At 70.0% G+C, this 25,794-nt stretch carries 26 protein-coding genes; 14 read left to right on the forward strand and 12 right to left on the reverse strand.

The window, feature by feature from the left end; genetic code table 11:
- The first annotated feature begins 289 nt into the window (after positions 1-289).
- Positions 290-1,567: a lipase family protein gene (locus tag ACWFRJ_RS17295; protein WP_453530650.1), complete on the forward strand. Its 1,278-nt coding sequence runs from the start codon at positions 290-292 to the stop codon at positions 1,565-1,567.
- 15 nt (positions 1,568-1,582) lie between these two features.
- On the opposite strand, the gene ACWFRJ_RS17300 is transcribed toward ACWFRJ_RS17295, so the two are convergent.
- Both ACWFRJ_RS17300 and ACWFRJ_RS17305 read right to left on the reverse strand, forming a co-directional pair.
- Entirely contained in the window at positions 1,583-1,987 is a 405-nt protein-coding gene (locus ACWFRJ_RS17300) for a YchJ family protein (RefSeq protein ID WP_453530652.1), read from the reverse strand.
- Positions 1,988-2,028: 41 nt separating this feature from the next.
- Positions 2,029-2,730 (reverse strand): FadR/GntR family transcriptional regulator, encoded by a 702-nt coding sequence (locus ACWFRJ_RS17305; protein WP_453530655.1) that lies wholly within the window; start codon positions 2,728-2,730, stop codon positions 2,029-2,031.
- A gap of 172 nt (positions 2,731-2,902) precedes the next feature.
- Between ACWFRJ_RS17305 and ACWFRJ_RS17310 the strand changes: the two genes are divergently transcribed.
- Both ACWFRJ_RS17310 and ACWFRJ_RS17315 read left to right on the forward strand, forming a co-directional pair.
- Positions 2,903-3,412, forward strand: a complete 510-nt coding sequence (locus tag ACWFRJ_RS17310) for a gluconokinase (protein WP_453530658.1) — start codon at positions 2,903-2,905, stop codon at positions 3,410-3,412.
- 72 nt (positions 3,413-3,484) lie between these two features.
- Positions 3,485-4,882, forward strand: coding sequence for a GntT/GntP/DsdX family permease (locus ACWFRJ_RS17315; RefSeq protein ID WP_453530661.1), 1,398 nt, complete (start codon positions 3,485-3,487; stop codon positions 4,880-4,882).
- Positions 4,883-5,122: 240 nt separating this feature from the next.
- On the opposite strand, the gene ACWFRJ_RS17320 is transcribed toward ACWFRJ_RS17315, so the two are convergent.
- The 5 genes from ACWFRJ_RS17320 to ACWFRJ_RS17340 form a co-directional block, all read right to left on the reverse strand.
- Positions 5,123-5,728 (reverse strand): cytochrome b/b6 domain-containing protein, encoded by a 606-nt coding sequence (locus tag ACWFRJ_RS17320; protein WP_453530664.1) that lies wholly within the window; start codon positions 5,726-5,728, stop codon positions 5,123-5,125.
- Complete coding sequence (locus tag ACWFRJ_RS17325) at positions 5,700-6,365, reverse strand: molybdopterin-dependent oxidoreductase (RefSeq protein WP_453531186.1); 666 nt, start codon at positions 6,363-6,365, stop codon at positions 5,700-5,702. The genes ACWFRJ_RS17320 and ACWFRJ_RS17325 overlap by 29 nt, the downstream gene beginning before the upstream one ends.
- A gap of 165 nt (positions 6,366-6,530) precedes the next feature.
- Complete coding sequence (locus tag ACWFRJ_RS17330) at positions 6,531-8,096, reverse strand: APC family permease (RefSeq protein WP_453530667.1); 1,566 nt, start codon at positions 8,094-8,096, stop codon at positions 6,531-6,533.
- A 79-nt stretch (positions 8,097-8,175) separates the two neighbouring features.
- On the reverse strand, positions 8,176-9,135 hold the full coding sequence (locus ACWFRJ_RS17335) for a hypothetical protein (protein WP_453530670.1): 960 nt from the start codon (positions 9,133-9,135) through the stop codon (positions 8,176-8,178).
- Positions 9,136-9,347: 212 nt separating this feature from the next.
- Positions 9,348-11,003, reverse strand: coding sequence for an FAD-binding dehydrogenase (locus ACWFRJ_RS17340; RefSeq protein WP_453530672.1), 1,656 nt, complete (start codon positions 11,001-11,003; stop codon positions 9,348-9,350).
- 129 nt (positions 11,004-11,132) lie between these two features.
- Between ACWFRJ_RS17340 and ACWFRJ_RS17345 the strand changes: the two genes are divergently transcribed.
- The 5 genes from ACWFRJ_RS17345 to ACWFRJ_RS17365 are packed head-to-tail and all read left to right on the forward strand — an operon-like array spanning position 11,133 to position 13,889.
- A complete protein-coding gene (locus tag ACWFRJ_RS17345; protein WP_453530675.1) occupies positions 11,133-11,792 on the forward strand; it encodes a TetR/AcrR family transcriptional regulator in 660 nt (219 codons plus the stop codon).
- On the forward strand, positions 11,789-12,580 hold the full coding sequence (locus ACWFRJ_RS17350) for a glucose 1-dehydrogenase (protein WP_453530678.1): 792 nt from the start codon (positions 11,789-11,791) through the stop codon (positions 12,578-12,580). The genes ACWFRJ_RS17345 and ACWFRJ_RS17350 overlap by 4 nt, the downstream gene beginning before the upstream one ends.
- Positions 12,581-12,607: 27 nt before the next feature.
- Positions 12,608-13,144: an NUDIX hydrolase gene (locus ACWFRJ_RS17355; protein ID WP_453530681.1), complete on the forward strand. Its 537-nt coding sequence runs from the start codon at positions 12,608-12,610 to the stop codon at positions 13,142-13,144.
- A 23-nt stretch (positions 13,145-13,167) separates the two neighbouring features.
- Positions 13,168-13,560: a YidH family protein gene (locus tag ACWFRJ_RS17360; RefSeq protein WP_453530683.1), complete on the forward strand. Its 393-nt coding sequence runs from the start codon at positions 13,168-13,170 to the stop codon at positions 13,558-13,560.
- Positions 13,557-13,889, forward strand: coding sequence for a DUF202 domain-containing protein (locus ACWFRJ_RS17365; protein WP_453530686.1), 333 nt, complete (start codon positions 13,557-13,559; stop codon positions 13,887-13,889). Before ACWFRJ_RS17360 ends, ACWFRJ_RS17365 begins: the two co-directional genes overlap by 4 nt.
- Positions 13,890-13,935: 46 nt before the next feature.
- Here the strand turns inward: ACWFRJ_RS17365 and ACWFRJ_RS17370 are convergent, their stop codons facing one another.
- Positions 13,936-14,892: an NADP-dependent oxidoreductase gene (locus ACWFRJ_RS17370; protein ID WP_453530688.1), complete on the reverse strand. Its 957-nt coding sequence runs from the start codon at positions 14,890-14,892 to the stop codon at positions 13,936-13,938.
- A gap of 154 nt (positions 14,893-15,046) precedes the next feature.
- Here ACWFRJ_RS17370 and ACWFRJ_RS17375 point away from each other — a divergent pair, with 154 nt between their 5' ends.
- The 6 genes from ACWFRJ_RS17375 to ACWFRJ_RS17400 all read left to right on the forward strand — a co-directional run bounded on the left by ACWFRJ_RS17375 (position 15,047) and on the right by ACWFRJ_RS17400 (position 21,775).
- The gene (locus tag ACWFRJ_RS17375; protein WP_453530691.1) at positions 15,047-15,343 is read left to right on the forward strand and encodes a hypothetical protein; all 297 of its coding nucleotides are present in this window, start codon (positions 15,047-15,049) and stop codon (positions 15,341-15,343) included.
- Between the two features lie 220 nt (positions 15,344-15,563).
- On the forward strand, positions 15,564-16,595 hold the full coding sequence (locus tag ACWFRJ_RS17380; protein WP_453530693.1) for a phosphotransferase family protein: 1,032 nt from the start codon (positions 15,564-15,566) through the stop codon (positions 16,593-16,595).
- A gap of 7 nt (positions 16,596-16,602) precedes the next feature.
- Positions 16,603-17,817, forward strand: a complete 1,215-nt coding sequence (locus ACWFRJ_RS17385; protein WP_453530695.1) for an acyl-CoA dehydrogenase family protein — start codon at positions 16,603-16,605, stop codon at positions 17,815-17,817.
- A gap of 72 nt (positions 17,818-17,889) precedes the next feature.
- Positions 17,890-18,927: an AAA family ATPase gene (locus ACWFRJ_RS17390; RefSeq protein ID WP_453530698.1), complete on the forward strand. Its 1,038-nt coding sequence runs from the start codon at positions 17,890-17,892 to the stop codon at positions 18,925-18,927.
- Positions 18,924-19,937 (forward strand): hypothetical protein, encoded by a 1,014-nt coding sequence (locus ACWFRJ_RS17395; protein ID WP_453530701.1) that lies wholly within the window; start codon positions 18,924-18,926, stop codon positions 19,935-19,937. Before ACWFRJ_RS17390 ends, ACWFRJ_RS17395 begins: the two co-directional genes overlap by 4 nt.
- A 38-nt stretch (positions 19,938-19,975) precedes the next feature.
- On the forward strand, positions 19,976-21,775 hold the full coding sequence (locus ACWFRJ_RS17400; protein ID WP_453530704.1) for a type IV secretory system conjugative DNA transfer family protein: 1,800 nt from the start codon (positions 19,976-19,978) through the stop codon (positions 21,773-21,775).
- A 14-nt stretch (positions 21,776-21,789) separates the two neighbouring features.
- On the opposite strand, the gene ACWFRJ_RS17405 is transcribed toward ACWFRJ_RS17400, so the two are convergent.
- The 4 genes from ACWFRJ_RS17405 to ACWFRJ_RS17420 are packed head-to-tail and all read right to left on the reverse strand — an operon-like array spanning position 21,790 to position 25,759.
- Positions 21,790-22,626 carry a hypothetical protein gene (locus ACWFRJ_RS17405; protein WP_453530707.1) on the reverse strand — a complete coding sequence of 279 codons (837 nt, stop codon included), beginning with the start codon at positions 22,624-22,626 and terminating at the stop codon, positions 21,790-21,792.
- 51 nt (positions 22,627-22,677) lie between these two features.
- A complete protein-coding gene (locus ACWFRJ_RS17410; protein ID WP_453530710.1) occupies positions 22,678-23,271 on the reverse strand; it encodes a TetR/AcrR family transcriptional regulator in 594 nt (197 codons plus the stop codon).
- A gap of 26 nt (positions 23,272-23,297) precedes the next feature.
- Entirely contained in the window at positions 23,298-25,046 is a 1,749-nt protein-coding gene (locus ACWFRJ_RS17415) for a class I adenylate-forming enzyme family protein (RefSeq protein WP_453530713.1), read from the reverse strand.
- Positions 24,992-25,759: an SDR family oxidoreductase gene (locus ACWFRJ_RS17420; protein ID WP_453531189.1), complete on the reverse strand. Its 768-nt coding sequence runs from the start codon at positions 25,757-25,759 to the stop codon at positions 24,992-24,994. Before ACWFRJ_RS17420 ends, ACWFRJ_RS17415 begins: the two co-directional genes overlap by 55 nt.
- Positions 25,760-25,794 lie beyond the last annotated feature (35 nt).

The following is a 25,794-nucleotide window of genomic DNA, read 5'->3' on the forward strand; positions in this document are numbered from 1 at the left end:
AGCGCGGGTTCCCGCCTATGTGCGGGGCGTGACCTGGGGGACGAACAGGCAGGCGGAGAAAGGCATTTGGGCCCGTCGGGGGCGCTGGGGTGGCCGTGAGGGGACGGCTCGGGTGATCGTCCGGTCGTCCCTCTGGGGTCTCCTCCCACAACAACCCCAGGAGCGGGGCCCGCCGATGGCCGGACCGTGACGGGCGGACGCGGGCGGGGCGCCGACCAGTTGACTGCGGGTCAGGCCCGGTGGTGTGCTCGCAACTCCCTTGCCGCCACCGCACGTTCCGGGGGAAGACATGCGGGACCAGCACGCCAAGGCGCCGTCCTTCTCCGATCTGCGCCCGTTCAAGGAGGCCACCGGAACCGGCCCCACAGGGGCCTTCCCGGTCTATCCGGACCTGGTGGAGCGGCTGTTGGCGAACACCTCGCAGCCCGACCCGGAGGGCGTCGTCCCGCACGCCCTCGCGACCTGCGCGGCCTACGCGTACGCGGGCACCCCGCAGGCCGCGGACCCGGAGACGCTCGCCATGATCATGGCGAGGATCGGCCTGGAGGAGAACCGCTGCCGGGTCTTCGAGCAGCGGGTGGACGCGCTCTACGTCACCTCGGCGGCGTACCTCCTTCAGGACAAGGACCGGCGGGTGGTGATCCTCTGCTACCGCGGTACCCAGCCCGAGGACATCATCAGCATCCTCACGGACGCCGACGTACGGCCCGAGACGCTCCGCGTGGACCTCGACGGCGAGCGGTATGAGGTCCACGCGGGGTTCTACCGCAACATGCGGGCATCCCGTTACCTGGTCATGCAGGCCCTGGAGCGGGCGATGCGCGGCGAGTCGGTCGACCCCGACGAACAGGGCACGGTGGGCGAGGGGATGGAGGCGCTCTACGTCACCGGGCACAGCCTCGGCGGTGCGATGGCGGCGCTGATGGGCGTGGTCCTGATGCACGAGCCCCGGTACGCCGCGGTCGCGGAGAAGCTGAGGGCCGTCTACACCTTCGGCCAGCCCATGCTCGGCGGGCCCGACTTCGCCGCCGCCTGCCACCGGGCCTGCGACCGGCGGGGCGTCCACGTGCTGCGCGACCGGCTGATCCGCTACATCTATGACCGCGATGTCGTGCCCGCACTGCCGCCGCGTCCTGTCGGGCCGTACGCGCCCTTCGGCCGCGAGTTCCACTATCGGCGGCAGCAGGGCGCGGTCGAAGGCGCCCTCACTCTCGTGGCAGACGCGATGATCGAGGCGCTTTCGCTGCCGGGCGATCTGCTCGGCGGGCGGCTGCGCGCCACGGCAGCGAGCCGGGTGCAGGCGATGGGGCGGGCCGTGGCGGGTCTTGTGCGGGGGCCGGGCCGACAGCCCGGCTGGGTCGAGGTGCGTCCTCCGGCGCCGGGATATCCGCAGATGGACAACCTCGCGGGGCTCGCCGTGGTGGCGCCCCTGGCGTTCTTCGCGGCCCGGCTCGCGCTGACGCGGAACGTCCCGTTCACGTACTCCTTCGAGGACCATGGTCCTGGGCACTACGTGAACGCGCTGGCTCCGCCCGGGGTCATGAGCGAGTTCGGGGACGTCCGCTGAGGCGGCTCGGGCGAGCTAGTCGATGAAGGCGCCGTCGACGTACACCCAGGCCCCGTCGAGCCGCTCGAAGCGGCTGCGCTCGTGCAGGGCGTCCTTGCGGCCCCCGTCGGTGTAGCGGGCCCGGAACTCGACCGTGCCGGTGGTGTGGAACGCGGTGCCGTCCGCCGTGTCCAGGATCTCCAGGCCGACCCAGCGCAGATTCGGGTCGAACTCCACGCGCGGCGGCCGGGTGCGCGGATGCCAGGAGCGCAGGAGGTACGCCTCGTCCTTGACGGCGAAGGCGCAGTACCGGGAGCGCATCAGCTCCTCGGGCACGGCGGCCACGGCCTCACCCCGGTGCAGCCGTCCGCAGCACTTCTCGTACGGCTCGGGGTGACCGCAGGGGCAGCTGGTCTGGGGACGGGGGGCGCGTCGGGACATGCCGACCATTGTCCCCGACGCGGGTACGTGCTCCGGAGCCGCTACGGGGCGAGGATGTCCAGCTCGTGCAGCGCCCCCACGGCGATCTCCCGCGTCAGCTCCTCCGCGCGCGCCGCGTCGCTCTCCCGCACCGCCTCCGCGAGCCTGACGTGCAGGGTGACGGCCGCCGGGTCCGGGTCCTCGAACATGACCTGGTGGTGGGTGCGGCCCGCGAGGACCTCCGCGACGACGTCGCCGAGGCGGGCGAACATCTCGTTGCCCGACGCGTTTAGGACGATGCGGTGGAAGTTGATGTCGTGGAAGAGGTAGCCCTCGAGCTGCTGTCCGCGCGAGGTGGCGACCATGCCGAGCGCGCACTCGGTGAGGGCCGCGCACTGCTCGGGAGTGGCGTGCAGGGCCGCGAGCCCCGCGGCGGCCGGTTCGATCGCCGAGCGCAGGACCGTGAGGGAGCGCAGCTGGCGCGGCCGGTCGGCGCCCGCGAGACGCCACCGGATGACCTGCGGGTCGTAGACGTTCCACTCCGCCGTGGGCAGTACGGTCACACCGACCCGGCGCCGGGACTCGACGAGGTGCATCGACTCCAGGACCCGCACCGCTTCCCGTACGACGGAGCGTGACACCTCGAAGCGCTGGGCCAGCTCGTCCGTGCGCAACACGCTGCCCGGCGGGTACTCGCCTCCGGTGATGGCGGGCCCGAGGCTTTCCAGTACGCGAGCGTGCAGCCCACGGGCCTGTGCGGTCATGACGTCAGGGTATGCGGGACCTCTCGGGAACAAAAAGTCAGACTTTTGTGTCACAGACTCTTGAATTTGTCAGACCTAATGGGTTTCAGTGACGTGAACGAGCCACGGGTCTCCCCCGTCCCGTGGCTCGTTCTCGGACCGATGTCGAAGAAGACAGCGAGGCAGCACAGCGATGAGCACCCCCCACGTCGTCGTAGTGATGGGCGTGGCAGGAACCGGCAAGACAACGATCGGTCCCCTGCTCGCGGCACAGCTCGGCGTTCCCTACGCCGAGGGCGACGACTTCCACCCCCCGGCGAACATCGCCAAGATGTCGGCCGGGACCCCGCTGACCGACGACGACCGCTGGCCGTGGCTCGATGCCATCGGCGCCTGGGCCCACGGCAGGGCCGGGCTCGGCGGCGTGGTCAGCAGCTCGGCGCTCAAGCGCAGCTACCGCGACCGGTTGCGGGCCGAGGCTCCCGGCATCGTCTTCGTCCACCTCACCGGCGACCGGGCCCTCATCGAGGACCGGATGTCCCACCGGGAGGGCCACTTCATGCCTACGGCCCTGCTCGACTCCCAGTTCGCCACGCTGCAGCCGCTCGGCGCGGACGAGGCGGGCGTCGCGGTCGACGTCACCGGCGGTCCACAAGAGATCAGCGAGCGTGCCTTCGAGGCACTGGGCGCGCTCGACCAGTAGTTCCCGTTCCCCCCCGCACCCCGATTTCTCGTTCCCCCGCACCCCCTCCCCTGACGCACAAGGAAAGACACCGTGTCCAGTCTCAGCGTTGAGATGCTGGCAGCGGACGCCGTCGAGCCGATCACCTCCGCGGGCCATGCCCAGCTAGGTATCGCCGTCCTCGCGGGCATCGCCGTCATCGTCCTGCTCATCACGAAGTTCAAGCTGCACGCGTTCCTGGCCCTGACCATCGGATCGCTCGCCCTCGGCGCCTTCGCGGGCGCCCCGCTCGACAAGGCGATCGTCAGCTTCACCAACGGTCTCGGCTCGACGGTCGCGGGCGTGGGTGTGCTGATCGCTCTCGGCGCGATCCTCGGCAAGCTGCTCGCCGACTCCGGCGGCGCCGACCAGATCGTCGACACGATCCTCGCCAAGGCGGGCGGGCGCGGAATGCCGTGGGCGATGGTCCTCATCGCCTCGGTGATCGGGCTTCCGCTCTTCTTCGAGGTCGGCATCGTGCTGCTGATCCCGGTCGTCCTGATGGTCGCCAAGCGCGGCAACTACTCACTGATGCGGATCGGCATCCCGGCACTCGCCGGTCTGTCCGTGATGCACGGTCTCATTCCGCCGCACCCCGGTCCGCTGGTCGCGATCGACGCGGTGGACGCGAACCTGGGCATCACCCTCGCCCTCGGCGTGCTCGTCGCCATCCCTACGGTGATCATCGCCGGGCCTGTCTTCTCGAAGTACGCGGCGCGGTGGGTTGATGTCCCCGCTCCCGAGAAGATGATGCCGCAGCGTCCTTCGGAGGACCTTCAGAAGCGTCCCGGGTTCGGCGTGACGGTCGCGACCGTGCTGCTGCCCGTCGTGATGATGCTGGCCAAGGCCCTGGTCGACATCATCGTCGACAACCCCGACCACACGGTCCAGCGGGTCTTCGACGTCGTCGGTTCGCCGCTGATCGCGCTGCTCGCGGCGGTGCTCGTGGGCATGTTCACTCTCGGCCGTGCGGCCGGCTTCACCAAGGGCCAGCTTTCGACCACCGTCGAGAAGTCGCTCGCGCCGATCGCCGGTGTGCTGATGATCGTGGGTGCGGGTGGCGGCTTCAAGCAGACCCTCATCGACTCGGGTGTCGGTCAGATGGTCCTCGAGATCTCCAAGGACTGGTCGATTCCGGCTCTGCTGCTCGCTTGGCTGATCGCCGTGGTGATCCGGCTCGCGACGGGGTCGGCGACGGTGGCCACCATCTCGGCCGCCGGTCTTGTGGCGCCGCTGGCCGCGGACATGTCCGACTCGCACACGGCGCTGCTCGTCCTTGCGATCGGGGCGGGATCGCTCTTCTTCTCGCATGTGAACGATGCGGGGTTCTGGCTGGTGAAGGAGTACTTCGGGCTTGACGTGGGGCAGACGATCAAGACCTGGTCGGTCATGGAGACGATCATCTCCGTGGTTGCGGGTGGGCTGGTGCTGCTGCTTTCGCTGGTGATTTAGCCGGGGTCAGGGCGGGGGTTCTTTTCCCCAACCCCGCCCCTTCCCGAGAACCCGCTCGGCGCGGGGGCCATGTGCCTTGTTCGTGCCGTCATCACCGGCTTCGCCGAGTTCGTCCTCAAGCGCCGGACGGGCTGAGAGATTTCAGCCCGTCCGGCGATTGAGGACTTCTTGTCAGGGGTCCAGGGGGCGGAGCCCCCTGGTTTCGGGAAGGGGCGGGATGGGGGAAAACCGCCGGAGGCCCTACCTGCGCCACAGCGAATGCTCCCGCTCCGCCCACTCCGGGTCCACCGACCCGGTCCGCATCCCCCGCCTCGCCTCCGGGTCCGCCCACGCCATCCCCACATGGCCTGCGATCACCACGCCAAGGGCCAGCGCAAGCCAGTCGTGGACGAACGTGCTTCCCGTGCGCCAGGCCAAGGGGGCGAGGTGCGTGAACCACATCAGCAGGCCCGTGCCCAGCATCACCAGGACCGCTCCCGCCAGCCAGCCCGCGTACAGCTTCTGGCCCGCGTTGAACTTGCCCGCCCGCCGAGTGCGACGCCGCAGCCAGGCCTTGTCGTACGGGCCGAAGCGGTTCAGGAGGCGCAGGTCGCCGCGGAAGGCGCGGGACGCGAGGCCCGCGAGGAACGGGGCCGGGAGCAGCAGGCCCGACCATTCGTGGACGGTCACCACAAGCGCGCGGCGCCCCACGAGCTCGGCCAGCTGAGGAACGTACAGGCACGCCGCGGTCCCGACGCACACCCCCATCAACAGCGCCGTCATCCGGTGCACCCAGCGCTCCGCCGGGCTGAACCTGCGCACCCGCGCCGCAGCCGCCTCAAGCCGTGGGCTCGTCGTCCCTGCCATTCGAATCACCCACCCACGCGTCGACGTCGTAGCCCCGCTTCTCCCAGTACCCCGGCTCCACCTCGTCGGTGAGCGTGATCCCGGAGAGCCACTTCGCCGACTTGTAGAAATACATGGGGGCGGCGTAGAGGCGGGCCGGGCCGCCGTGGGTGTGGCCCAGGTCCTTGTCCTGCATGCGCAGGGCCACCAGGACGTCCTTGCGCCGCGCCTGCCGCAGCGTCAGGCTCTCGCTGTACGTCCCGTCGAAGCACGTGAAGCGGATGGCGCGGGCAGTCGGACGTACCCCCGCCGCGTCCAGGAGCCGGGAGAGGCGTACGCCCTCGAAGGGTGTGCCCGGCACGCGCCAGCCCGTCACGCACTGGACGTCACGCACCAGACGGGTCTGCGGCAGGGCGCGCAGTTGGGTGAGGGAGTACGTCGTGGGGTGATCCACCAGGCCGTCGACTTTAAGGCGGTACGTCGACGCGCTCTTGTGCGGGACGGACGCGGCCACCGAGTAGTAGCGGAAGCCGCCGCCGTTCGGGAGCAGGTCCGTCAGGCCCGTGGGGTCCTTGTCGGACGCGGCGCCCAGGAAGGATTCCAGGCCCCGCTGGAGCGGCTGCGCGGCGGCCACGCCCACGGCGCCGAGGCCGAGCATGCCGAGGACCAGACGGCGGCCGACCGGCGTGCCGCCGCCGTCTTTGCCGTCCTTGCCGTCCGCGACGTCCTGCGCGGGCCTGCGGGAAGGGGGAGTTGTCACCCCTTGATTCGAGCACCCGCGGCCCCCGGGGTACAGGGGCCGCGAGGATCCGTCAGCGTTCCGTCATACCTTGCCGGACGGTTCCTCCGACGCCTTCTCCAGCTGGAACGCCTCGTTGCCGAGGCCGATCCGCGCGTGCGCCTCCGGCTTGGTCGAGCGCAGGATCGCGCCGTAGACCACGCCGATCACCGCGGCGAGCAGGATGATGCCGGGAAGGACCCAGCTGAGCGCCGAGCCGGGGCCCGCGCCGACCAGGACGTCGAAGTCCTTGACGGTGAAGCCCGCGATGACGAGCAGGCCGACCGCGGCGAGCGCCGAAGCGGCGATGCGCCAGGCCTGCGTACGCGCGGCCCCGCGGCGCACGAAGAACACGATGACCGCGACGGAAGCCGTGGCCATCAGGAGGATGACGCCGAGGGCACCGATGTTGCCGCCCCAGGTGAACAGGTGCAGGACCGGCGCGGTCGGGTCGCCGAACTTGCCGTCGTCGGTCACCGCGAAGGCCACCACGATGATGACGGAGACGACCGTCTGGAGCAGGGAGCCGGTGCCGGGCGCGCCGGTCGAGGTGTTGGTCCTGCCGAACGTGGCGGGCAGCAGGTTCTCCCGGCCCATGGCGAAGGCGTACCGCGCGACCACGTTGTGGAAGGAGAGGATCGCCGCGAACATGCCGGTCACGAACAGGACATGGAGTACGTCGGTGAAGGTGCCGCCGAGTCGGGACTCGGTGAGCCCGAAGAGCAGCCCCGCGCTCTGTTCCTGTGCGGCGGGGACGATGCCGGAGGGCCCGGCCGCGACGGTGAGCGCCCAGGAGCTGATCGCGAAGAAGATGGCGACGAAGCCCACCGCGAAGAACATCACGCGGGCGACGACGACCTGCGGGCGGCTGGTCTCCTCCGCGTACACGGGAGCCTGCTCGAAGCCGGTGAAGGCGGCGATGCAGAAGCAGAGCGAGGTGGCGACGCCCGCGCCCGTGAGGGTGTCCGGGTTGAACGCGTGCAGGGACAGGCCTTCCTTGGCCGGGTCCGCGATGGCCGCGATGTCGAAGATGACGACGAGCGCCACCTCGATGAGCAGCAGCACGCCGAGCACGCGCGCGTTCAGGTCGATCTTCAGCCAGGCGAGTACGGCGACGACGGCGACGGTGACGAGTGCCGGTATCCACCAGGCGACTTCGACGTCGAAGTACGTGTTGAGCAGCCCGGAGACCTCGAAGCCGAGGAGCCCGTAGAGACCTGCCTGCAGCACGCTGTAGGCGACGAGCGCGACGAGCGAGGCACCCGCGCCCGCGGTACCGCCAAGTCCCCTCGATATGTACGCGTAGAAGGCGCCCGCGTTGTGGACGTGCCGGCTCATCTCGGCGTAGCCGAAGCTGAACAGGCCGAGGACCACGCCGAGGATGAGGAAGAGCAGCGGCTGTCCGACGACGCCCATCACGCCGTATGTGGTGGGCATGACACCCGCGACGACCATGAGCGGTCCTGTCGCCGCGAGCACGGACAGGAGGAGGCCCGCCGTGCCGAGACGACCGGCGCGCAGTGCCGTCTCCTGCCCCTTGTAGGTACTGATCCCGCTGCCTTCGGCGGCTTCGCTCGCGGATCTCGTGCTGCTCGAACTGCCGGTCGCCATGGCGCGGTTGTCCTTTCAAGTGGGCGGGTCAAGTGGGCGGGTTGGTGCGGTGGGTTGCTGCGGTGGTTGGTGCGGTGGGTCAGGCGGAGCCGAGCGCGGCGTCGCGCGCGGCGGTGAACGCCTGGTACGGGTTCCGGTCCGGGTACGACCAGGGCGCCGGGGTGGCGTGCCGCCCGATGCGATGGAAGAGGGCGGCCGACTCTGCCGCTCTGCCCTCGCAGAATTTGGCGTGGGCGAGGAAGTTGAGGTCGACGCGACAGCGCGGGTGGGCCCTGCTCTGCCGCATCTCCCACTCCAGCCACCAGTCGAAGGCGGCCTTCATGACCTGGCGGGCCCGGCGTCCCGTCCAGTGCCCGGAGGCCATGGGGTCGGCGGGCTCGCTGCCCGCGGTGGCAAGGACGCGGTAGCGCTCGGCGTGCGCGACGACGGGCAGGACCGCCAACGGCGAATCGGCTGGCGCCTGTTCGGCCGCCCAGGCGGCGAAGTCGTACACCTCGTGCAGTGGATCCTGGCCCGCCCCGGGGCGCCGCTCGGCGAGCCTGGCCACCATCAGGTGGTGGGCGTGGTGGTGCCCGGGGTGGCGGTGGCGGACCTCGTCGAAGAGCCGGACCACGTCCTCCTCCAGGCCGAGGGAACGCTCCAGGGTCAGCAGCGCGAGCCACGGCGTGGGGTCGGCGGGAAGCAGCCTGGCCACTGCACGGCAGGCGTCCCGCGCCTTCTCGGAACGACCCTTGCCGCGCAGCGCGTGGTGCACGGAGGCGTAAGCGAGCAGGAGGGCGGCGTCGACGCTCTCGGGCTCGGCGAGCCGCCAGTCACGGGCCCAGGCGGTGGTGGTGTGCTCCTGCGCGAGTACGTCGAACCGGTGGCCCCTGCGGTCCCAGTCGTCGCCTGTGTCGGCGAGCAGCGCGCGGACCTCGGTCCAGCGGCCCTGGGCCAGAGCGGTCCTGGCGGCGGCGAGTTCGGCGTCGTCGAGCGCGGGGTCGAAGGCGTGGGCCGCCCGCTTGCGGGAACGGCCCAAGGGGGGCGGAGGTGGTGACACCGCGGGACTTCCTCCCAGACGCGGCTCGTGTACGGATGATCACGCACAGCAAACCGGTAGGTAGCCCTCCAGTCAAGGCGCGCCCATGTCCGGGGCCTTCACCAACTCGTTTCAGAATCCGCAGAATTCGTCCCCGACCTGCGCAGCCGCAGGCCGGGGACACGAATCGGACAAGCGGCCACGATCACGCCGCCATACGGCGAACGCGCCTTTCAGCTCACCGACTTGGCGGCCGCACGGCCCGCCGCACGCCCCGAGAAGAGGCAGCCGCCGAGGAACGTGCCTTCGAGCGAGCGGTAGCCGTGCACTCCCCCGCCGCCGAATCCGGCGGCTTCGCCCGCCGCGAACACGCCGGGAAGCGGTTCGCCGCCCTCGGTCAGGACGCGCGACGACAGGTCGGTCTCCAGGCCGCCGAGGGTCTTGCGGGTGAGGATGTTGAGCCGCACCGCGACGAGCGGGCCCGCCTTGGGGTCGAGGATCCGGTGCGGGGCAGCGGCCCGGATGAGCCGGTCGCCGAGGAACTTGCGGGCGCCGTTGATGGCGGTGACCTGGAGGTCCTTGGTGAAGGGGTTGCTGACTTCCCGGTCACGCGCGGTGATCGTGCGGCGCAGCGCCGCCTCGTCGATGAGGGGCTCCTTGGTGAGCGCGTTCATGCCTCGCACGAGGGAGGAGAGGTCCTTCTCCACGACGAAGTCGGAGCCGTTGTCCATGAACGCCTTCACCGGGGCGGGCACGTCGGCGCGCGCACGGTCGAGGACACCGCGCACGGACTTGCCGGTGAGATCGGGGTTCTGCTCCGAGCCGCTGAGCGTGAACTCCTTGCCGATGATGCGCTGGTTGAGCACGAACCACGTGTACTCGTACCCGGACTTCATGATGTGTTCGAGCGTGCCGAGGGTGTCGAAGCCGGGGAAGAGCGGCACGGGCAGGCGGTCGCCGCGCGCGTCGAGCCAGAGCGACGAGGGGCCGGGCAGGATGCGGATGCCGTGGTTGTCCCAGATGGGGTTCCAGTTCTGGATGCCCTCGGTGTAGTGCCACATGCGGTCGCGGTTGATGAGGCGCGCTCCGGCGTCCTCGGTGATGCCGAGCATCCGTCCGTCGACGTGCGCGGGCACGCCGGAGACCATCCGCTCCGGTGGAGTGCCGAGCCGCTCGGGCCAGTTGGCGCGTACGAGATCGTGGTTGCCGCCGATGCCGCCGGAGGTGACGATCACCGCCTGGGCCCTGAACTCGAAGGACCCGGTGACCTCGCGGCTGCTCGCCGTGCCGCGCTCGGCGTCGGAGGGTTCGAGGATCTCGCCGGTGACCGTGTCGATACTGCCCGCGCTGCGGGAGAGACCGGAGACCCGGTGGCGGAACTTGAGCTGCACGAGGCCGCGGGCGACGCCTTCGCGGACGCGGCGCTCGAAGGGGGCGACGAGGCCCGGCCCTGTGCCCCAGGTGATGTGGAAGCGCGGCACGGAGTTGCCGTGACCCTGCGCGTCGTACCCGCCGCGCTCGGCCCAGCCCACCACCGGGAAGAACCGCACGCCCTGCCCGTGCAGCCAGGACCGCTTCTCGCCCGCGGCGAAGTCGACGTACGCCTCGGCCCATTTGCGCGGCCAGTGGTCCTCGGGCCGGTCGAAGGCGGCCGTGCCCATCCAGTCCTGCATGGCCAGGGCGTGCGAGTCCTTGATGCGGAGCCTGCGCTGCTCCGGGGAGTCGACGAAGAAGAGGCCGCCGAACGACCAGTGCGCCTGGCCGCCGAGCGACTGCTCCGGCTCCTGGTCGACGAGGATGACCCGGCGGCCCGCGTCGACGAGTTCCGCGGTGGCCGCGAGGCCTGCGAGACCTGCGCCGATCACGATGACGTCTGCGTCGTGGGCCATCCGGGGGTTCCTCCTCAGCAGGGACTTACTGGTGAGTTCAGATCCTGAGTAACGGCGGGGTCGGCGTCAACCGTCTGGCTCGCTGAACAGCGCCTCGCTTTTAATAATGGCCAGCATTACAATGGCGTCATGGCCAGGACCTCAGGACCCGAGACCCGGGAGAAACTGATCCGCGCGGGCGAGGAGGTCTTCGCCGCGCAGGGCGTGCACGGCGCGCAGCTGCGGGACGTAGTCCGCCTCGCGGGGCAGAGCAATCCCTCCGCCGTGCAGTACCACTTCGGCAGCAGGGCCGGACTGCTCGACGCCGTCATGGCCGAGCGCCAGACCCGCACGGAGAAGGTGCTCACGGCGGAGCTGGAGCAGGTACAGGGGCAGGCACAGGGGCCGGACGGCCTCCGCGGGCTCCTGCGTGCGCTCATCGCCGCGGAGGCCACCGAGCTGCGCACCGATCGGGGCCGGCGCTGCCTGCGCATCTCGACCCAGCTCAGCCACGAGAGCGGCGTGCGCACCCGCACCCCGCACCCCACGATCGACGGCACCGTCTACTGGGACCTGATCGGCCGCGTCGAGGAGTGCCTCACCGCGCTCCCGGAACCGCTGCGGCTCGAACGCCTCGACCTGGCCCTCACCCTCGTCGGCGCCGCCATGGCCGACCGCGCCGGTCAGTACCTCGCCGGGACCACCCCGCTGACCGGCGAGGACCTCTTCCTCGCGGACCTGGTGGAGACCACCGCGGCCCTTCTGCACGCCCCTCACCCCGTACTTCCCGTATCTGGAGACACACCATGACCGACTCGAACCCGCACGAGAACCCGCACGACCTCACCGGCAGGACCGTCGTCATCACCGGCGCCGCGCGCGGCCTCGGCGCGGAGGCCGCGCGCCAGGCCGTCGCCGCCGGTGCGAACGTCGTCCTCACCGACGTCCTCGACAAGGAGGGCGAGGTCACCGCTGCCGAGCTCGGTGAGCGCGCGCGCTTCGCGCACCACGACGTGACGTCGGAGGCGGACTGGCAGCGCGTGGTGGAGCTCGCGATCACCGAGTTCGGGGGGATCCACGGCCTGGTCAACAACGCCGGTATCTCCACGGGCCAGTTCCTGGAGTCGGAGTCGGTCGAGCACTTCCGCAAGGTCCTCGACATCAACCTCACGGGCGTCTTCATCGGCATGAAGAGCGTCATCCCGGCCATGAAGGAGGCGGGTGGCGGCTCCATCGTCAACATCTCCTCCGCGGCCGGGCTCATGGGCCTCGCGCTCACCGCCGGATACGGCGCGTCCAAGTGGGGTGTGCGCGGCCTCACCAAGACCGGCGCCGTGGAGCTCGGCACCGCCCGCATCCGCGTCAACTCCGTCCACCCGGGCATGACGTACACCCCGATGACCGCGCAGGTGGGCATCGAGAAGGGCGAGGGCAAGTACCCCAACACCCCGATGGGCCGGGTGGGCGAGCCGCACGAGATCGCGGGCGCCATGATCTTCCTGCTCTCGGACGCGGCCTCGTACGTGACCGGCGCGGAGCTCGCCGTCGACGGCGGCTGGACGGCAGGACCCACCGTGAAGTACGTCATGGGCCAGTGAGTTCGGCGGTGAGGTTGGATGGTCGGCATGACGACGACCAGCCGACCCCTGCCCGACCCCAGCGAAGAGATCCTGGACATCGTCGACGAGAACGACGAGGTGGTCGGCGAGGCCCCGCGCGGTGAGGCGTACGCGCGCGGCCTGCGCCACCGCTGCGTGTTCATCCAGGCGCGGGACGCCGAGGGCCGCGTCTTCGTGCACAGGCGCACGCCGATCAAGCTGGTCTACCCCTCGATGTACGACATGTTCGTCGGCGGTGTCGTCGGGGCGGGCGAGTCGTACGACGACGCCGCCCTGCGCGAGGCCGAGGAGGAACTCGGGGTCGAGGGGCTCCCGCGGCCCACACCGCTGTTCAAGTTCCTGTACGACGACGGCTCGGGGCACACCTGGTGGTCGCACCTCTACGAAGTGCGCTGCGACCTGCCGGTCAACCCGCAGGTCGAGGAGGTCGCCTGGCACACCTTCCTCACCGACGCGGAGCTGGAGGAGCGGCTCGGCGAGTGGGCGTGGGTGCCGGACGGTCTCGCCGCGTACGAGCGGCTGCGGGAGTTCCGTGCGGGTTAGGACCCCCGGTTAGGGTGCGACGAGTGAGCAACTTCGTGAACAGCCTGCGCCTGTGGTTCGCGCCCGAGCGGATCCGCGACGAGGGCGACACCCCCGACTACCGCTTCTCGCTCGCCAACGAGCGCACCTTCCTGGCCTGGCTGCGCACCGCGCTCGCCCTCATCGGCGGCGGTTTCGCGGTGGACCAGTTCCTGCCCGACCTGCGCTGGGGGTGGCGCATCGGGCTCGCGCTCGCGCTGCTCGCCGCGGGGGTGCTCAGCTCGCTGCGCGCGGTCAACCACTGGGTGCGCTGCGAGCGGGCCATGCGGCGCGGCGCCGATCTGCCCGTATCGCGCTTCCCGACCGTCCTGAGCCTGGCCGTCGCGGTCGTGGCGCTCGCCATGGTCGTCGTCGTGCTCTTCGGGTGGGAAGGGTGACGGACCGGGACGAGGGGCAGGCCTCAGGCCGCGATCCCGGGTTGCAGCCGGAGCGTACGAGGCTCGCGTGGCGGCGTACGACCCTGTCCTGCACCGTCGCCGCGGTCCTCGCGGCGCGGGCCGCCCTGCAAGAAGGAACGACCGCGGTGGGCGTCGTCGCCTGCGCCTTCTGCCTGCTCCTGTGGCTCGGATTTCTGGGCGTGGCGCACCACAGGATGACCGAGCTCGCTGCCACCAACAGACCGCTGCGGCTTCCGGCGCGGGCCGCGGCGACGGCGGCGCTGTGCACGATGGCGCTCGCCGCGTGCGCGACCGTCATGGTGTTCTGAGCCCTCAGTTCTGAGCCCTCGGCTCTGACCTCTCAGCTCTGATCTCTCAGTCCGTGGTGGACCCGTCCTCCGTCGTCCAGTCCACCGTGACGACGATCTTGCCCCGCGTACGGCCCTCCGCGTTCAGGCGGTACGCGTCCGCCGCCCGCTCCAGCGGGAACGTGTCGGAGACGTGCACCGTGACGACGTCCTGCTCCGCGAGCCGCGTCAGCTCCTTGAGGTCGTCGGCGTCGGGACGTACGAAGCAGTAGTGGCCGCCGAGGCCGATCACCGCGCCGTCCGCGATCGACGCGAGACGGCCGTCGGGTGCGAGGAGCTCTGCGGACACCCTGAGGGTGTCGCCGCCGACCGTGTCGAAGGCGGCGTCCACTCCCTCAGGCGCGAGGGCACGGACGCGTTCGGCCAAGCCGTCGCCGTAGGTGACCGGCTCCGCGCCGAGTTCGCGCAGGTAGTCGTGGTTGCGCTCGCTCGCGGTGCCGATGACGCGGGCGCCCGCGTGCCGGGCCAGCTGGACGGCGATCGAGCCGACGCCGCCGGCCGCCGCGTGCACGAGGACGGTGTCGCCCTCCGTCACCGCGAGCGTCTTGGTGATCACCTGGTAGGCGGTGAGCCCGGCGAGCGGCAGGCCCGACGCCTCGGCGAAGCTGAGGTTGCGCGGCTTGCGGGCGAGGGTGCGCACGGGGGCGGCGACGTACTCGGCGAAGGTGCCGCGCGAGAGGAAGTCCTCGCGCACGTAGCCGATGACCTCGTCCCCCACCGCGAACTCCGGAACGGAGGCGCCCGGCTGCACCACGACGCCCGCGACGTCCCAGCCGGGGATCACCGGGTAGACGGGGTCGAGGATGCCGTCGAGGTGACCGCCCATGCACTTCCAGTCGACGGGGTTGACCGACGCGGCGCGGACTTTCACCAGGACGGTGTCGGGGCCGACCTTGGGGTCGCGCACATCGCCGTACTCGAGGACTTCGGGTCCGCCGTAGTGGCGGTAGCTGATCGCCTTCATGGGGTCGGCTTCCTGGGGTCGGCTTCCGGGGAGTACGCAGTGGGGGAAAGCTGAAACATCAACAAGGCTTCCATATCCCCATCAAACGGGCATCGAGTACTAGCCTGAGAGGGGCACTCCCCTCCCCCCGGCTCCCACAGAAGGTGCACGCGCCATGACCACGCTCCACCACGAACATCCCGTACACGAGCACGTCCACGGCCCGGCCTGCGGGCACCCGGAGGTGCCGCACGGCGACCACGTCGACTACGCGCACGACGGACACATGCACCGCCTGCACTCCGGCCACTGGGACGAGTGCGAGCCCGCCGAGCACGCCGTCCACGAGGCGCACGACCACAAGCACGGCGAGGGCTGCGGGCACAGCTCGGTACTGCACGGCGACCACGTCGACTACGTCCACGACGGACACCGGCACGCGGCGCACGGCGACCACTGGGACGATCACTGAGATCCACCGCCACCTTCCCCCGCACGGGCGCCGACCGGCACTCCGTGGCGGGGGATCGCCATGTCCGGGGGGTCTGACACCGCCGCGATCCCGATCACGTTCCCACTGCGCTCTGGACTACATACCGACTGGTCGGCATCATGAACGTCAGCGCAACGCGCGCCCGACGCGCGCCCGACGCGCGCGGCATTCGACGACGACCGTCCGACCAGGAGCGAAGATGAGCTCAGACCATCCACCAGGCCTCGATCTCGACCAGTTGCGCGGCCATCTGGACAGTGTGCGGCCTGGCCTCGTGGTCGGGCCGCTCTCCGCACGGCTGATCGAGGGCGGCCGGTCGAACCTCACGTACGCGGTGACGGACGGTACCTCGCGCTGGGTCGTACGGCGGCCACCGCTCGGGCACGTGCTCGCGACCGCGCACGACATGAAGCGCGAGCACCGGGTGATCAGCGCGCTGCACGGGACCGCCGTGCCGGTGCCGACGCCGCTGCTGCTCTGCGAGGACGACGCCGTGATCGGCGCGCCCTTCTACGTCATGGAATTCGTGGACGGCACCCCGTTCCGCACCGCCGAGGAGCTGGCCCCGCTGGGCGCCGAGCGCACCCGGGCCGCGGTCCTCGGGCTCGTCGACACCCTCGTCGACCTGCACTCCGTGGACCCACAAGCGGTCGGCCTCGGTGACTTCGGGCGGCCCGACGGCTTCCTCGACCGGCAGCTGCGCCGCTGGGGCAAGCAGCTCGACGCCTCGCGCAACCGCGACCTGGCGGGGATCGACGAGCTGCACGCCGCCCTGGGACGGCAACTGCCCGTCTCCCCCGCGGCCACCGTCGTGCACGGCGACTACCGGCTCGACAACGTACTGATCGGCGATGACGACCAGATCAAGGCGATCCTCGACTGGGAGATGTCCACCCTCGGCGATCCGCTCACCGACCTGGGCCTGCTCGTCATGTACAGCACCAAGCTCGAGCTGCCCGGCTCCCCCATCAGCACCACGGCGGGCGCGGCCGGACACCCGCAGGCCGCCGAGCTGATCGAGCGGTACGCCGCGCGCTCGGGGCGCGACGTCTCCGCGGTCGCCTGGTACACGGCGTTCGCGTGGTTCAAGCTCGCCGTGATCCTGGAGGGCATCCACTACCGGTACACGCTCGGCCAGACGGTCGGAGCGGGCTTCGACCGCATCGGGGAGCTGGTCCCCGTCTTCATCGAGCACGGCCTCACCACCCTCCAAGGACGACAGGAAGGCTGAGACAGCCATGGATTTCGCATTCGACGCCCGCACCGAAGAGCTGCGCGACAAGCTCCTCACCTTCATGGACGAGCACGTCTACCCGGCGGAGCCGATCGCCGATGAGCAGCGCGCCCTCCTCGCGTCGCCCTGGGACACCCCGGCGATCGTCGGCGAGCTGAAGGCGGAGGCCCGCAAGCAGGGGCTGTGGAATCTTTTCTTGCCGGACGCCGAGCACGGTGCCGGGCTCACCAACCTCCAGTACGCCCCGCTCGCCGAGATCACAGGGCGCTCCCCGCACCTGGCGCCCACCGCGCTGAACTGCGCGGCCCCGGACACCGGCAACATGGAGGTGCTCGCCCAGTTCGGGAACGACGAGCAGAAGAAGCGCTGGCTCGAGCCCCTGCTCGCCGGTGAGATCCGCTCGGCGTTCGCGATGACGGAGCCCGAGGTGGCCTCGTCCGACGCCACGAACATCACCACGCTGATCGAGCGCGACGGCGACGAGTACGTCATCACCGGACGCAAGTGGTACATCTCCGGGGCGATGAACCCGGACTGCCAGATCTTCATCCTCATGGGCAAGACGGACCCCGAGAACGCCGACCCGCGCCGCCAGCAGTCCATGGTGCTCGTGCCGCGTGACACCCCGGGCGTCGAAGTACGGCGTGCGATGCAGGTGTACGGCTACGAGGACCACTCCCACGGAGGGCACGCCGAGGTCGTCTTCGACCGGGCCCGGGTCCCCGTGAGCAGCCTGATCGGCGAGGAGGGCGGCGGCTTCGCCATCGCCCAGGCGCGCCTGGGTCCCGGCCGTATCCACCACTGCATGCGGCTCATCGGCATGGCCGAGCGGGCCATCGAGCTGATGTGTCAGCGGGCGGTGGCGCGTACGGCCTTCGGCAAGCCCCTCGCGCAGCAGGGCGTCGTCCAGGAGTGGATCGCGGACGCCCGCGTCGCGGTGGAGCAGCTGCGGCTGCTGGTCCTGAAGACCGCGTGGCTGATGGACACCGTCGGCAACAAGGGTGCGCACACGGAGATCCAGTCCATCAAGATCGCCACCCCGCGCACGGTGGTGGGCATCCTGGACCAGGCCGTCCAGCTACACGGTGCGGGTGGAGTAAGTCAGGACTTCCCGCTCGCCGAGCTCTGGGCCGCAGCGCGGACGCTGCGCTTGGCTGACGGGCCGGATGAGGTGCATCAACGGTCTCTGGCCCGGCGGGAGTTGAAGAAGTACCTCTGATACAAGAGGGCCTCCCACACATCCTCCTCATGTGTCCACCTGGCGTAGCATTGGTTGCGCCGGGAGGGCAACATGACCAATTCAGCACGTGCGGCGCTGGGGCGCCTTGTGGTGGGGCAGGCCCAGGCAGTCGCAGCCCTGAGCCGCCTCATAGACATGCACTTCTCGTGGTTCGAGATGCCGGATCCGCAGCATCGGCCGCCGAACGCCCTCATCATCGGTCCGACCGGCACGGGAAAGACCCATGCCATCAAAGTGGCCGCCGCCGCACTCGGGATTCCCTGCCTGGTGGTCGATTCCACCCGCCTTGTGAGCACGGGAAGTTCGACGACCCTCACGCTTGAGGACATCCTGCAGTCGCTCGTCAAGCGTGCCCGGCCGGTGTCCGGGGGCAGCGCTCCAGAAGACGTGGCGGCACGCGGGATCATCTTCCTCGACGAGTTCGACAAGCTGCGCTACATCAAGCCCACCGACGACACCGCGGCAGTGCAGCGACGGCTGCTGCAGTTCATCGAGGGCGACAGTCTCGACCTGGCGCCCGGCGAGTACGACCTCCCCCGGGACCTGGACACACAGGGAATCCTGTTCATCGCGGCAGGTGCTTTCACCAACATCGAGAGCGTCAAGCACAAGCGGGTCGGGGGAGGTTACTGGGGGGATCTCATCAGACCCGAGGACGTTCACCAGTACGGCTTCCTGGAAGAGCTCGCCGCCCGACTTCCGATCATCATCCAGTTCGACGAGCTCGACACGGAGGATCTGCACGAGATCCTCGACCGCGAAGAAGTGTCGCCACTGAAATTCTATCGCGAGTACTTCAGTCGGCACGGATTTCACCTGGACATCACGCCCGAGGCGCAGGTCGAGATCGCCAAAGCCGCTGCCCAGTCGAAGCTCGGCGCGCGCGGCCTGCACCAGGAGCTGTTCCCGATCCTCAACGATCTCGCGAATCAGCTGATCCCCGCCGACTCGACCCGGCGCGACGCCCCGCCGCACACGCGTTTCGAAATGACGTCGACGATCCACCGTCAGCTGAAGAGCAACAGCTTCACGCTGCAGCCCGAACACTTGACCAGCATAGGCCGACCGTCGACGGAGCCTGATCTGTGAACGAAGAACTAGAGCGTGCCCTGCGTACCCGCAACTACGCAGGCGTCTTCCTCGACCGGGTGACGTGGGGCGACTTCTGCACCGGGTTCACCGAATCTGTCGGGAACATCCGGGGGTTCACCTTCGAGGCCATTCTCTCCGGTGTGGGGCGATGGGCGAGTCTCGTCGATTCGAGCCGGGTGGCACTCCGGCTGCACGGTGCCATCGAAGAGGCGCTCGTCGAGGCCCGGTTCGCCAACATCCCGAACTTGGAGACGAGCATCGGTGACGAGCGGCTCAACTTCCATTTCCGGGACACCGATTACGCTTTCGACCTGGACCTCCACGGCGACGGACGGATCCAGATCAGCCGCCCCGGATCGACACTGCGCACGTTCCACCGCTGGTACACACTCTTCATGCCCACCGTGCCCGGCATCCTCATCAAGGCCATCGCCGCCCTCGATGCGGAGCTCCACAGAACCCTGGAGGGCAACGACAGCGGAACAGTGGCGGCCGACGAGATCGAGCGACGGGTGAAACTGCTCACCGCTTCCTTCACCTTCGATGTCGTCTGCCACAATTTCCACCCGCACCACGTGCGCGACCAGCAGGTCCGCAACCTCGACGTCATGATGCAGAACATCGCCATCCGGCTGCCCGATGCCAACGGCCGCATCGACCGGAGCCTCGACGGCGCACACCACCGGGACTTCGGCAGTTACGGCCGCATGGACTACCGGGTGAGCCGCACGCATCCTACCCACGAAGGCATCATCCAGCAGATGCAAGTCATGGCGCCCTCGGCCTCCGACTGGAGCGGACTGTTCTTTCAACTCGTCTACAGCGGGGCCGACTTCGGCTCCACCCTCCACGGGGAGCGGGTCCGCATCGACTCGCAGCACTTCCTCCAGCCGGCCGCCGGAGCCGACGCCTACATCTCGTTCTTCCGCGACATCGGACTCAAGGGGTTCGTCCACTCCGTCACCGAGGGGTACGACTTCGACACCACATCGGGAAGTCTCGCCTGACGGCACCGGGAGCACCATCGGGAAAGGACGCGACAGCCATGGCGGACGACCTGACCGGCAGCCTTCTGCGGACATCCCGGGACGAGGAGCATCCGCACCGTGTCGCGATGGGCCTCGCCGACGAAGCCGTCCACCGCTGCGAAGTGCTCCAGCCATTGATCGTCTTCGGCCCACAGCGCAGCGGCAAGACCACGAGCGTCGTCATTCCCGCGGTCCTGGAGTGGGCCGGTCCCTGTCTGGTCACCTCGGTACGGTTCGACGTGGTCTCGGCCACCCTCGAACACCGCAGCTCGCTCGGCGAGGTGTTCATTTTCGACCCGGCCGGGCTCACCGAATCCATCGGACGGCGGTTCGCGGCGCACTGCGTGGGGTGGAGTCCGCTGGACTCGATCACGGTCTGGGACGACGCGGTGCGCCAGGCTGAAGCGCTCTCCACCGGCACCGACTTCAAGAGCGTCGCAAACGGCGACTTCTGGTCCAGCCAGGCACGGCTGCTGCTCACCCCGCTGCTGTTCGCCGCGGCACGCACCGGTGGCACGATGGGCGACGTACTGGACTGGCTCGGGATGGACGCACCGGAGCTGGTGGACGTCATGGTGGATCGGCGTCGGCTGCGGGAGGGCGAGCCCGAGTCCAGCGGCTGGCGGCGCTGCCTCAGCCGCCTGATCAACTATGAGAGCTACAACAGCACCACCTACGGCTCCATCTGCGCCACGGCCGCCACGACGCTGGAGGCCTTCGCTCTCGAAGGCGTCGACCGGCGCTGCGCACAGACCAGGCGCCTGTCGCTGCAGACGTTCCTCGACGGCGGCCGCCACACCCTCTTCCTGTGCGCACCACCCCATCAGCAGCGACAGTTCATGCCGCTCTTCACTGCCCTGGCCCGGCAGGTCGTCGGCGAGACGATCGACCGCAACGGCGTGCCGGACGAGCAGGACGGCCAAGGCATCATCGAGATCCCGCTCATGCTCTGTCTCGACGAGGCCGGGAACATCGCCAGGCTCGACGACCTGGACACATTCGCGACGACGGCGGCCGGCAGCGGCATCCAGCTGATCTCCGTGTTCCACGACATGAGCCAGCTCTACGCGGCCTATGGCGAGGACCGCGGCGCCCTCATCGTCAACAACCACCGGGGCAAGCTGTTCCTGCCCGGCAACAGCGACACTCGCACGGGCGTCTTCCTCCAAGACCAGCTGGCGACCACGGACGTACGCCGCCACAAGCGTCGCGGCTGGGACCGCTCCGACCTGCGCGAGATGTCGTCCAAGTCCGCGCTGTGCCTGTACGGAGGGCTGCAGCCCGAGCTGCTCGACCTGCGGCGCTGGAAGGACGATCCGACGCTGCACGGCCTCGTCGACGAGGCGCGCGCCGCCTACCGCATGCCCGTGACGGGAGCGGCTCCTCCGCCGCCGCCCGCGAGTCCGCCCGAGCCCGAGCCCGTCGCCACGCGTGAGGAGCTCCTTGACCTGCGGGACTTTGTCCTCGACATCATCGAGCAGCGCGACCTCGACCGCTCGATCCTTTCGTGCTGGTACGCACACCGCGGCGTCATCGACGAACTCCTCTCTCTCAAGGCGGCCAAGGAACCCAGCGCGGGCGTCGACTGGTACTACTGGCTGGACAACTCGGCGCGGCGTATCGCGGTCCTGTTGCGCCGCTGTCGGGCGGGCCATGTTCCGGCGGCCGCGCACCAGGCCCGCGAGGAGCATCGCAACCAGATCGACCGGGTCATCGCGGCCCTGCCCGCGCCCGTGCCGCCTCCTCCACCCTTGCCGGACCCCTGGTCCGCCGCGGACCCGCCCTGGGCACGCTTTTCTGAGGATGACCCCTTCTGACGCGGTGCACAATCTCAGGTCGTCGGCGCCGCCAGGCCCGGATAGGCCCGGCTGCGCTTGGCGACGGTTCCACGGACGACGTCCAGTTCCCGCAGGGTGAGCCGCGCCGCATTGTCGACATCGAAGACCGTGATCTCACGCGTCCATGTGTGCGTGTCCCGGACGTCACCGCCCAGGTCCTCGGCAAGTACCTCGATGGTGTGCTGCCAGCACCCCCGCTCCACCTGCCACTCGCCCACCGCACGCTCTTGCTCGTGGGAGAAGGCGTGCTCGCCCGACGGCAGGATCCGCACGTCCTCGGTGCCGGACGGCGTGCGTGGATAGCGCACCACGACGGGTTCCGTCCCCCAGTTCTTCACGACCCAGCGGGTCGCCACGCGGACGGCCAGCCCGGGCGGTCCTTCCGGGACGGCCGTGCCGGCCCGGATCGCGGTGGTGCGCCCGTTGCTGACCAGGGAGGCCGTCCAGGTGTCGAACGTGACGCTCACCCGGGGCGCGGACTGGTCGAGGCGGGCGCGTACGGCTTCGTGGTAGGTCTCCAGGGCATTGCTGTACTCGCGACGCCAGGCCTCGTTCTGGGCCCGTGCCTCGCCGCGCATCTGGGCGAGCTGGTCCTGGCCCGCTTTGAAGACCGCCCAGGTGAAGATGACGAACGCCACGTTCGCGCCGGCCACCACGGCGTTCACCAGGTTGCCGCCGAGGTTGCTGTCGCTCAGGGGCACCACCAAGCCGATCAGCAGCACCAGCGCGGCACTGCCAAGGACGGCGGCCCACCGGGTGACAGCGCGCTGCCACACGTCAGGCTGCGGTGAACTGCCGGTTCGCGTAGGGCTGTTCGGGTCTGCGCTCATGGCAGCATCGTGGACGCAGAGGGCGGCCACGACAAGATCCCCAGCCGTGCGCTACGGCCGCAGCGCCCTCAGCAGCAGGTCCGCCAAGTGGTCCGCCACCTGCTGCTGGGTGAGCGGGCCGTCCGGGCGGTACCACGTGGACAGGTGGTGGACCGAGCCGAAGTGGTAGTCCACCACCAGGTCCGCGGGGGTCGCCTCGGAGAAGACGCCGGCCTTCTGGCCCTCCTCGATCAGCGCGCGGAACCGCTCGTGGTAGCGGCGGCGCTCGGCGCGCACCTGCTTGTTCTTCTCCGGGCTCAGGTGGTGCATGGAGCGGAAGAAGATCGAGGCGTCGTCGAGATTGTCGATCGTCGTGACGACCACGTCCGCCGCCGCGTCCCGCACCCGCTGCTCGATGGGCGCGTCGGCGTCCGCGAAGGCGTCGAGACGCTCCTGCTGCACGCGCAGGACGCGTGCGTACACCTCGTGCAGGAGATCGTCCTTGGATCCGAAGTAGTGGTAGAGCGCGCCCTTGGTGACGCCTGCCGACTCCACGATCTCCTGCACCGATGTGCGGTCGTAGCCGCGGTCGGCGAAGAGCCGCGTGGCGGCGGCGAGCAGCCGCTGAGGGACGGGCGTGCCGTCACCGTCCGTCGTCCTGGCCACTGCCGCCACCTGCCTTTCGAGTTTGGCTAGCTCTCGTCTTGCCGAGAGCCCGTGTTGTGGGAGGAACGCAGTTCCCGCCGGAGGATCTTCCCACTTGTGGTCTTCGGGAGTTCCGGCAGGATCTCGACCGCACGCGGGTATTTATAGGCGGCGAGCCGCTCCTTGCAGTACGCGGCCAGCTCGTCCGGTGCGGCATCCGCGCCGGGTCGCAGGCTGACGTAGGCCTTGACCGTCTCGCCGCGGTAGTCGTCCGGGACGCCGATGACCGCCGCCTCACGGACCGCCGCGTGGCTGTAGAGGACGTCCTCGACCTCGCGCGGCCAGACCTTGAAACCGGACGCGTTGATCATGTCCTTCTTGCGGTCGACCACGTAGAGCCAGCCGTCGGCGTCCATGAAGCCGATGTCGCCGGTGCGCAGCTCGCCGCCGGGGAACGCCTCATCGGTGGCGTCGGGGCGCTTCCAGTACCCGGGCACGACCTGCGGGCCGCGCACGGTGATCTCGCCCTGCTCCCCGAAGGGCACGTCCGCGCCGTGGTCGTCGACGATCCTGACGACCGTCTCCGGTCCCGGGACGCCGACGGCCAGCGTGCCGGACACCGGGTCGACCGGCGCCTGAAGGCCCGGCGGCACGGAGGCGCAGGGCGCGGTGCACTCGGTGAGGCCGTAGCCGTTGTGGAGGTAGGGGCCAAGACTCGCGCGGAACTTCTCCACCAGGGCGGGCGGCAGCGGCGCGCCGCCCGAGGAGATCATCTCGAAGGAGTCGAAGTGCTCCCGCGTCACGGAGGGGTGCGCGGCGAGCGCCATGAAGGCCGTGGACGGGCCCACGGTGTACGCGGGCCTGTGCTCGGCGAAGGCGTCCAGGACCACCCCGGCCTCGAAGCGGTAGGCGAGCGCGAGGGTGCCCGCGTTGGTCAGCGCGCCCGCGACCTGCGCCACCATGCCCGTGATGTGGAAGAGCGGCGCCATCGCGAAGTAGCAGGCGCCTTCGGGGATGCCGGAGCCCGTGCGCTGCCGCTCGGCGTTGTAGGTGATGTTGCCGTGGGTGTTCATGGCGCCCTTGGGGGTGCCGCTCGTACCCGACGTATAGCTGATCAGGGCGATGTCGGAAGGGCCGAGCCTGCGGTCTCCCGGTGCGGGCAGTCCCTGCTGTGCGACCGTCACCAGGTCGTCGGCGTCGGCGGCCTGCGGGAGGCGTTCGAAGTCGAGGACGCGCTTGTCGCCCCGGGTCTGCAGGTCGAGCTGGCACGCGGTGAGCACGATGCGTACGGGAGAGGGTGCGGCGCTCTCGCGCAGATACGTCTCCCATGCGTGGTCCGAGCAGATCAGCGCGGTCACGTCGGCGTCCGCGAGGACGTGCCCGACCTCCGCCGACTTGTACATCGGGTTCACCGGTACGACCGTGGCGCCCGCCTTCCACGCGCCGAGCAGCGCGATCACGAAGTGCGGGGTGTTCTGCAGGAGGATCGCGACCCGCTCGCCCCGCGCGAGGCCGCGCGCGGCCAGGTGCCCGGCGACGGAGTCGGTGAGGGCGTCCACCTCGCGGTAGCTCAGGCGGCCGTCGAAGTAGGCGAGGGCGGTGTGCTCGGGGGCCCTGAGCACCGAGGCGCGGAAGGCGTGCACCACGGACTCGGCCGGTTCGACCGGGGCGCGCTGGGCCTCGTTGAGGCGAGCGAGCCAGGGCTTGGCGGCGTATATGGATGCGGTCGGGGTCGCCTCGCTCACTGCTCCGTCGCCTCCCACTTCTGCTGGATGTGGTTCATCCCGGAGAGCCATTTGTCCGGTTCGGCGGCGCGGATGCGGTAGTACTCGGCGACCTCGGGGTGCGGCAGGATCAGGAAGCGGTTCTCCTCGATCCCGGCGAAGAGCGCGTCCGCGACGTCGTCGGGCTCGATCGCGGTGGGCGTGAGCACGAGGTCGCCCGCGGTGCCGGTGGCGGCGAGCATGTCGGTGCGCACGCCCTGGGGACAGATCGCGTGGACGTCGATCCCGCGGTGCCGGTAGGTGAGCGAGAGCCACTCGGCGAAGGCGTACGCGCCGTGCTTGGTGACGCTGTAGGGCGCCGCGCCGATCATGGTGAGCAGGCCTGCCGCCGAGACGGTGGAGACGAAGCGGCCGCTGCCGCGCTCCAGCCACTCGGGGAGCAGCGCGTGGGCCGCGCGGACATGGGCCATGACGTTGACGTCCCAGGCCGCGGCCCAGACCTCCTCAGGCGCCGCCTCGGAGCCGCCCGAGCCGAGGCCCGCGTTGGCGCAGTACACGTCGACGGTGCCGCTGAGGGCCTCTCTCGCCTCCGGCACGATCGTGGACGCGTCCCCCGGCACGGCGACGGCGCCGATCTCGTCGGCCACCGCCCTGGCCTTGGCGGCGTCCAGGTCGTTGACCACGACGCGCGCCCCGGCGGCGGCGAACCGGCGGGCCAGCGCGGCCCCGATCCCGCCTCCGGCGCCGGTGACGACAACTCCCTTGTCCTGCAGGGTCTCCACGATCAGTCTCCTTCGACTGCGGCTCCGCTGTGATCGCA

This window comes from Streptomyces sp. NPDC055239, assembly GCF_053606205.1.

Bases quoted from the DNA above. Each gene is read 5' to 3' on its own strand.
- ACWFRJ_RS17295 (WP_453530650.1), top strand. From the start codon at position 290: ATGCGGGACCAGCACGCCAAGGCGCCGTCCTTCTCCGATCTGCGCCCG.
- ACWFRJ_RS17300 (WP_453530652.1), bottom strand. From the start codon at position 1,987: ATGTCCCGACGCGCCCCCCGTCCCCAGACCAGCTGCCCCTGCGGTCAC.
- ACWFRJ_RS17305 (WP_453530655.1), bottom strand. From the start codon at position 2,730: ATGACCGCACAGGCCCGTGGGCTGCACGCTCGCGTACTGGAAAGCCTC.
- ACWFRJ_RS17310 (WP_453530658.1), top strand. From the start codon at position 2,903: ATGAGCACCCCCCACGTCGTCGTAGTGATGGGCGTGGCAGGAACCGGC.
- ACWFRJ_RS17320 (WP_453530664.1), bottom strand. From the start codon at position 5,728: ATGGCAGGGACGACGAGCCCACGGCTTGAGGCGGCTGCGGCGCGGGTG.
- ACWFRJ_RS17325 (WP_453531186.1), bottom strand. From the start codon at position 6,365: ATGCTCGGCCTCGGCGCCGTGGGCGTGGCCGCCGCGCAGCCGCTCCAG.
- ACWFRJ_RS17330 (WP_453530667.1), bottom strand. From the start codon at position 8,096: ATGGCGACCGGCAGTTCGAGCAGCACGAGATCCGCGAGCGAAGCCGCC.
- ACWFRJ_RS17340 (WP_453530672.1), bottom strand. From the start codon at position 11,003: ATGGCCCACGACGCAGACGTCATCGTGATCGGCGCAGGTCTCGCAGGC.
- ACWFRJ_RS17345 (WP_453530675.1), top strand. From the start codon at position 11,133: ATGGCCAGGACCTCAGGACCCGAGACCCGGGAGAAACTGATCCGCGCG.
- ACWFRJ_RS17350 (WP_453530678.1), top strand. From the start codon at position 11,789: ATGACCGACTCGAACCCGCACGAGAACCCGCACGACCTCACCGGCAGG.
- ACWFRJ_RS17355 (WP_453530681.1), top strand. From the start codon at position 12,608: ATGACGACGACCAGCCGACCCCTGCCCGACCCCAGCGAAGAGATCCTG.
- ACWFRJ_RS17370 (WP_453530688.1), bottom strand. From the start codon at position 14,892: ATGAAGGCGATCAGCTACCGCCACTACGGCGGACCCGAAGTCCTCGAG.
- ACWFRJ_RS17375 (WP_453530691.1), top strand. From the start codon at position 15,047: ATGACCACGCTCCACCACGAACATCCCGTACACGAGCACGTCCACGGC.
- ACWFRJ_RS17380 (WP_453530693.1), top strand. From the start codon at position 15,564: ATGAGCTCAGACCATCCACCAGGCCTCGATCTCGACCAGTTGCGCGGC.
- ACWFRJ_RS17385 (WP_453530695.1), top strand. From the start codon at position 16,603: ATGGATTTCGCATTCGACGCCCGCACCGAAGAGCTGCGCGACAAGCTC.
- ACWFRJ_RS17390 (WP_453530698.1), top strand. From the start codon at position 17,890: ATGACCAATTCAGCACGTGCGGCGCTGGGGCGCCTTGTGGTGGGGCAG.
- ACWFRJ_RS17400 (WP_453530704.1), top strand. From the start codon at position 19,976: ATGGCGGACGACCTGACCGGCAGCCTTCTGCGGACATCCCGGGACGAG.
- ACWFRJ_RS17405 (WP_453530707.1), bottom strand. From the start codon at position 22,626: ATGAGCGCAGACCCGAACAGCCCTACGCGAACCGGCAGTTCACCGCAG.
- ACWFRJ_RS17415 (WP_453530713.1), bottom strand. From the start codon at position 25,046: ATGGCTCTCCGGGATGAACCACATCCAGCAGAAGTGGGAGGCGACGGA.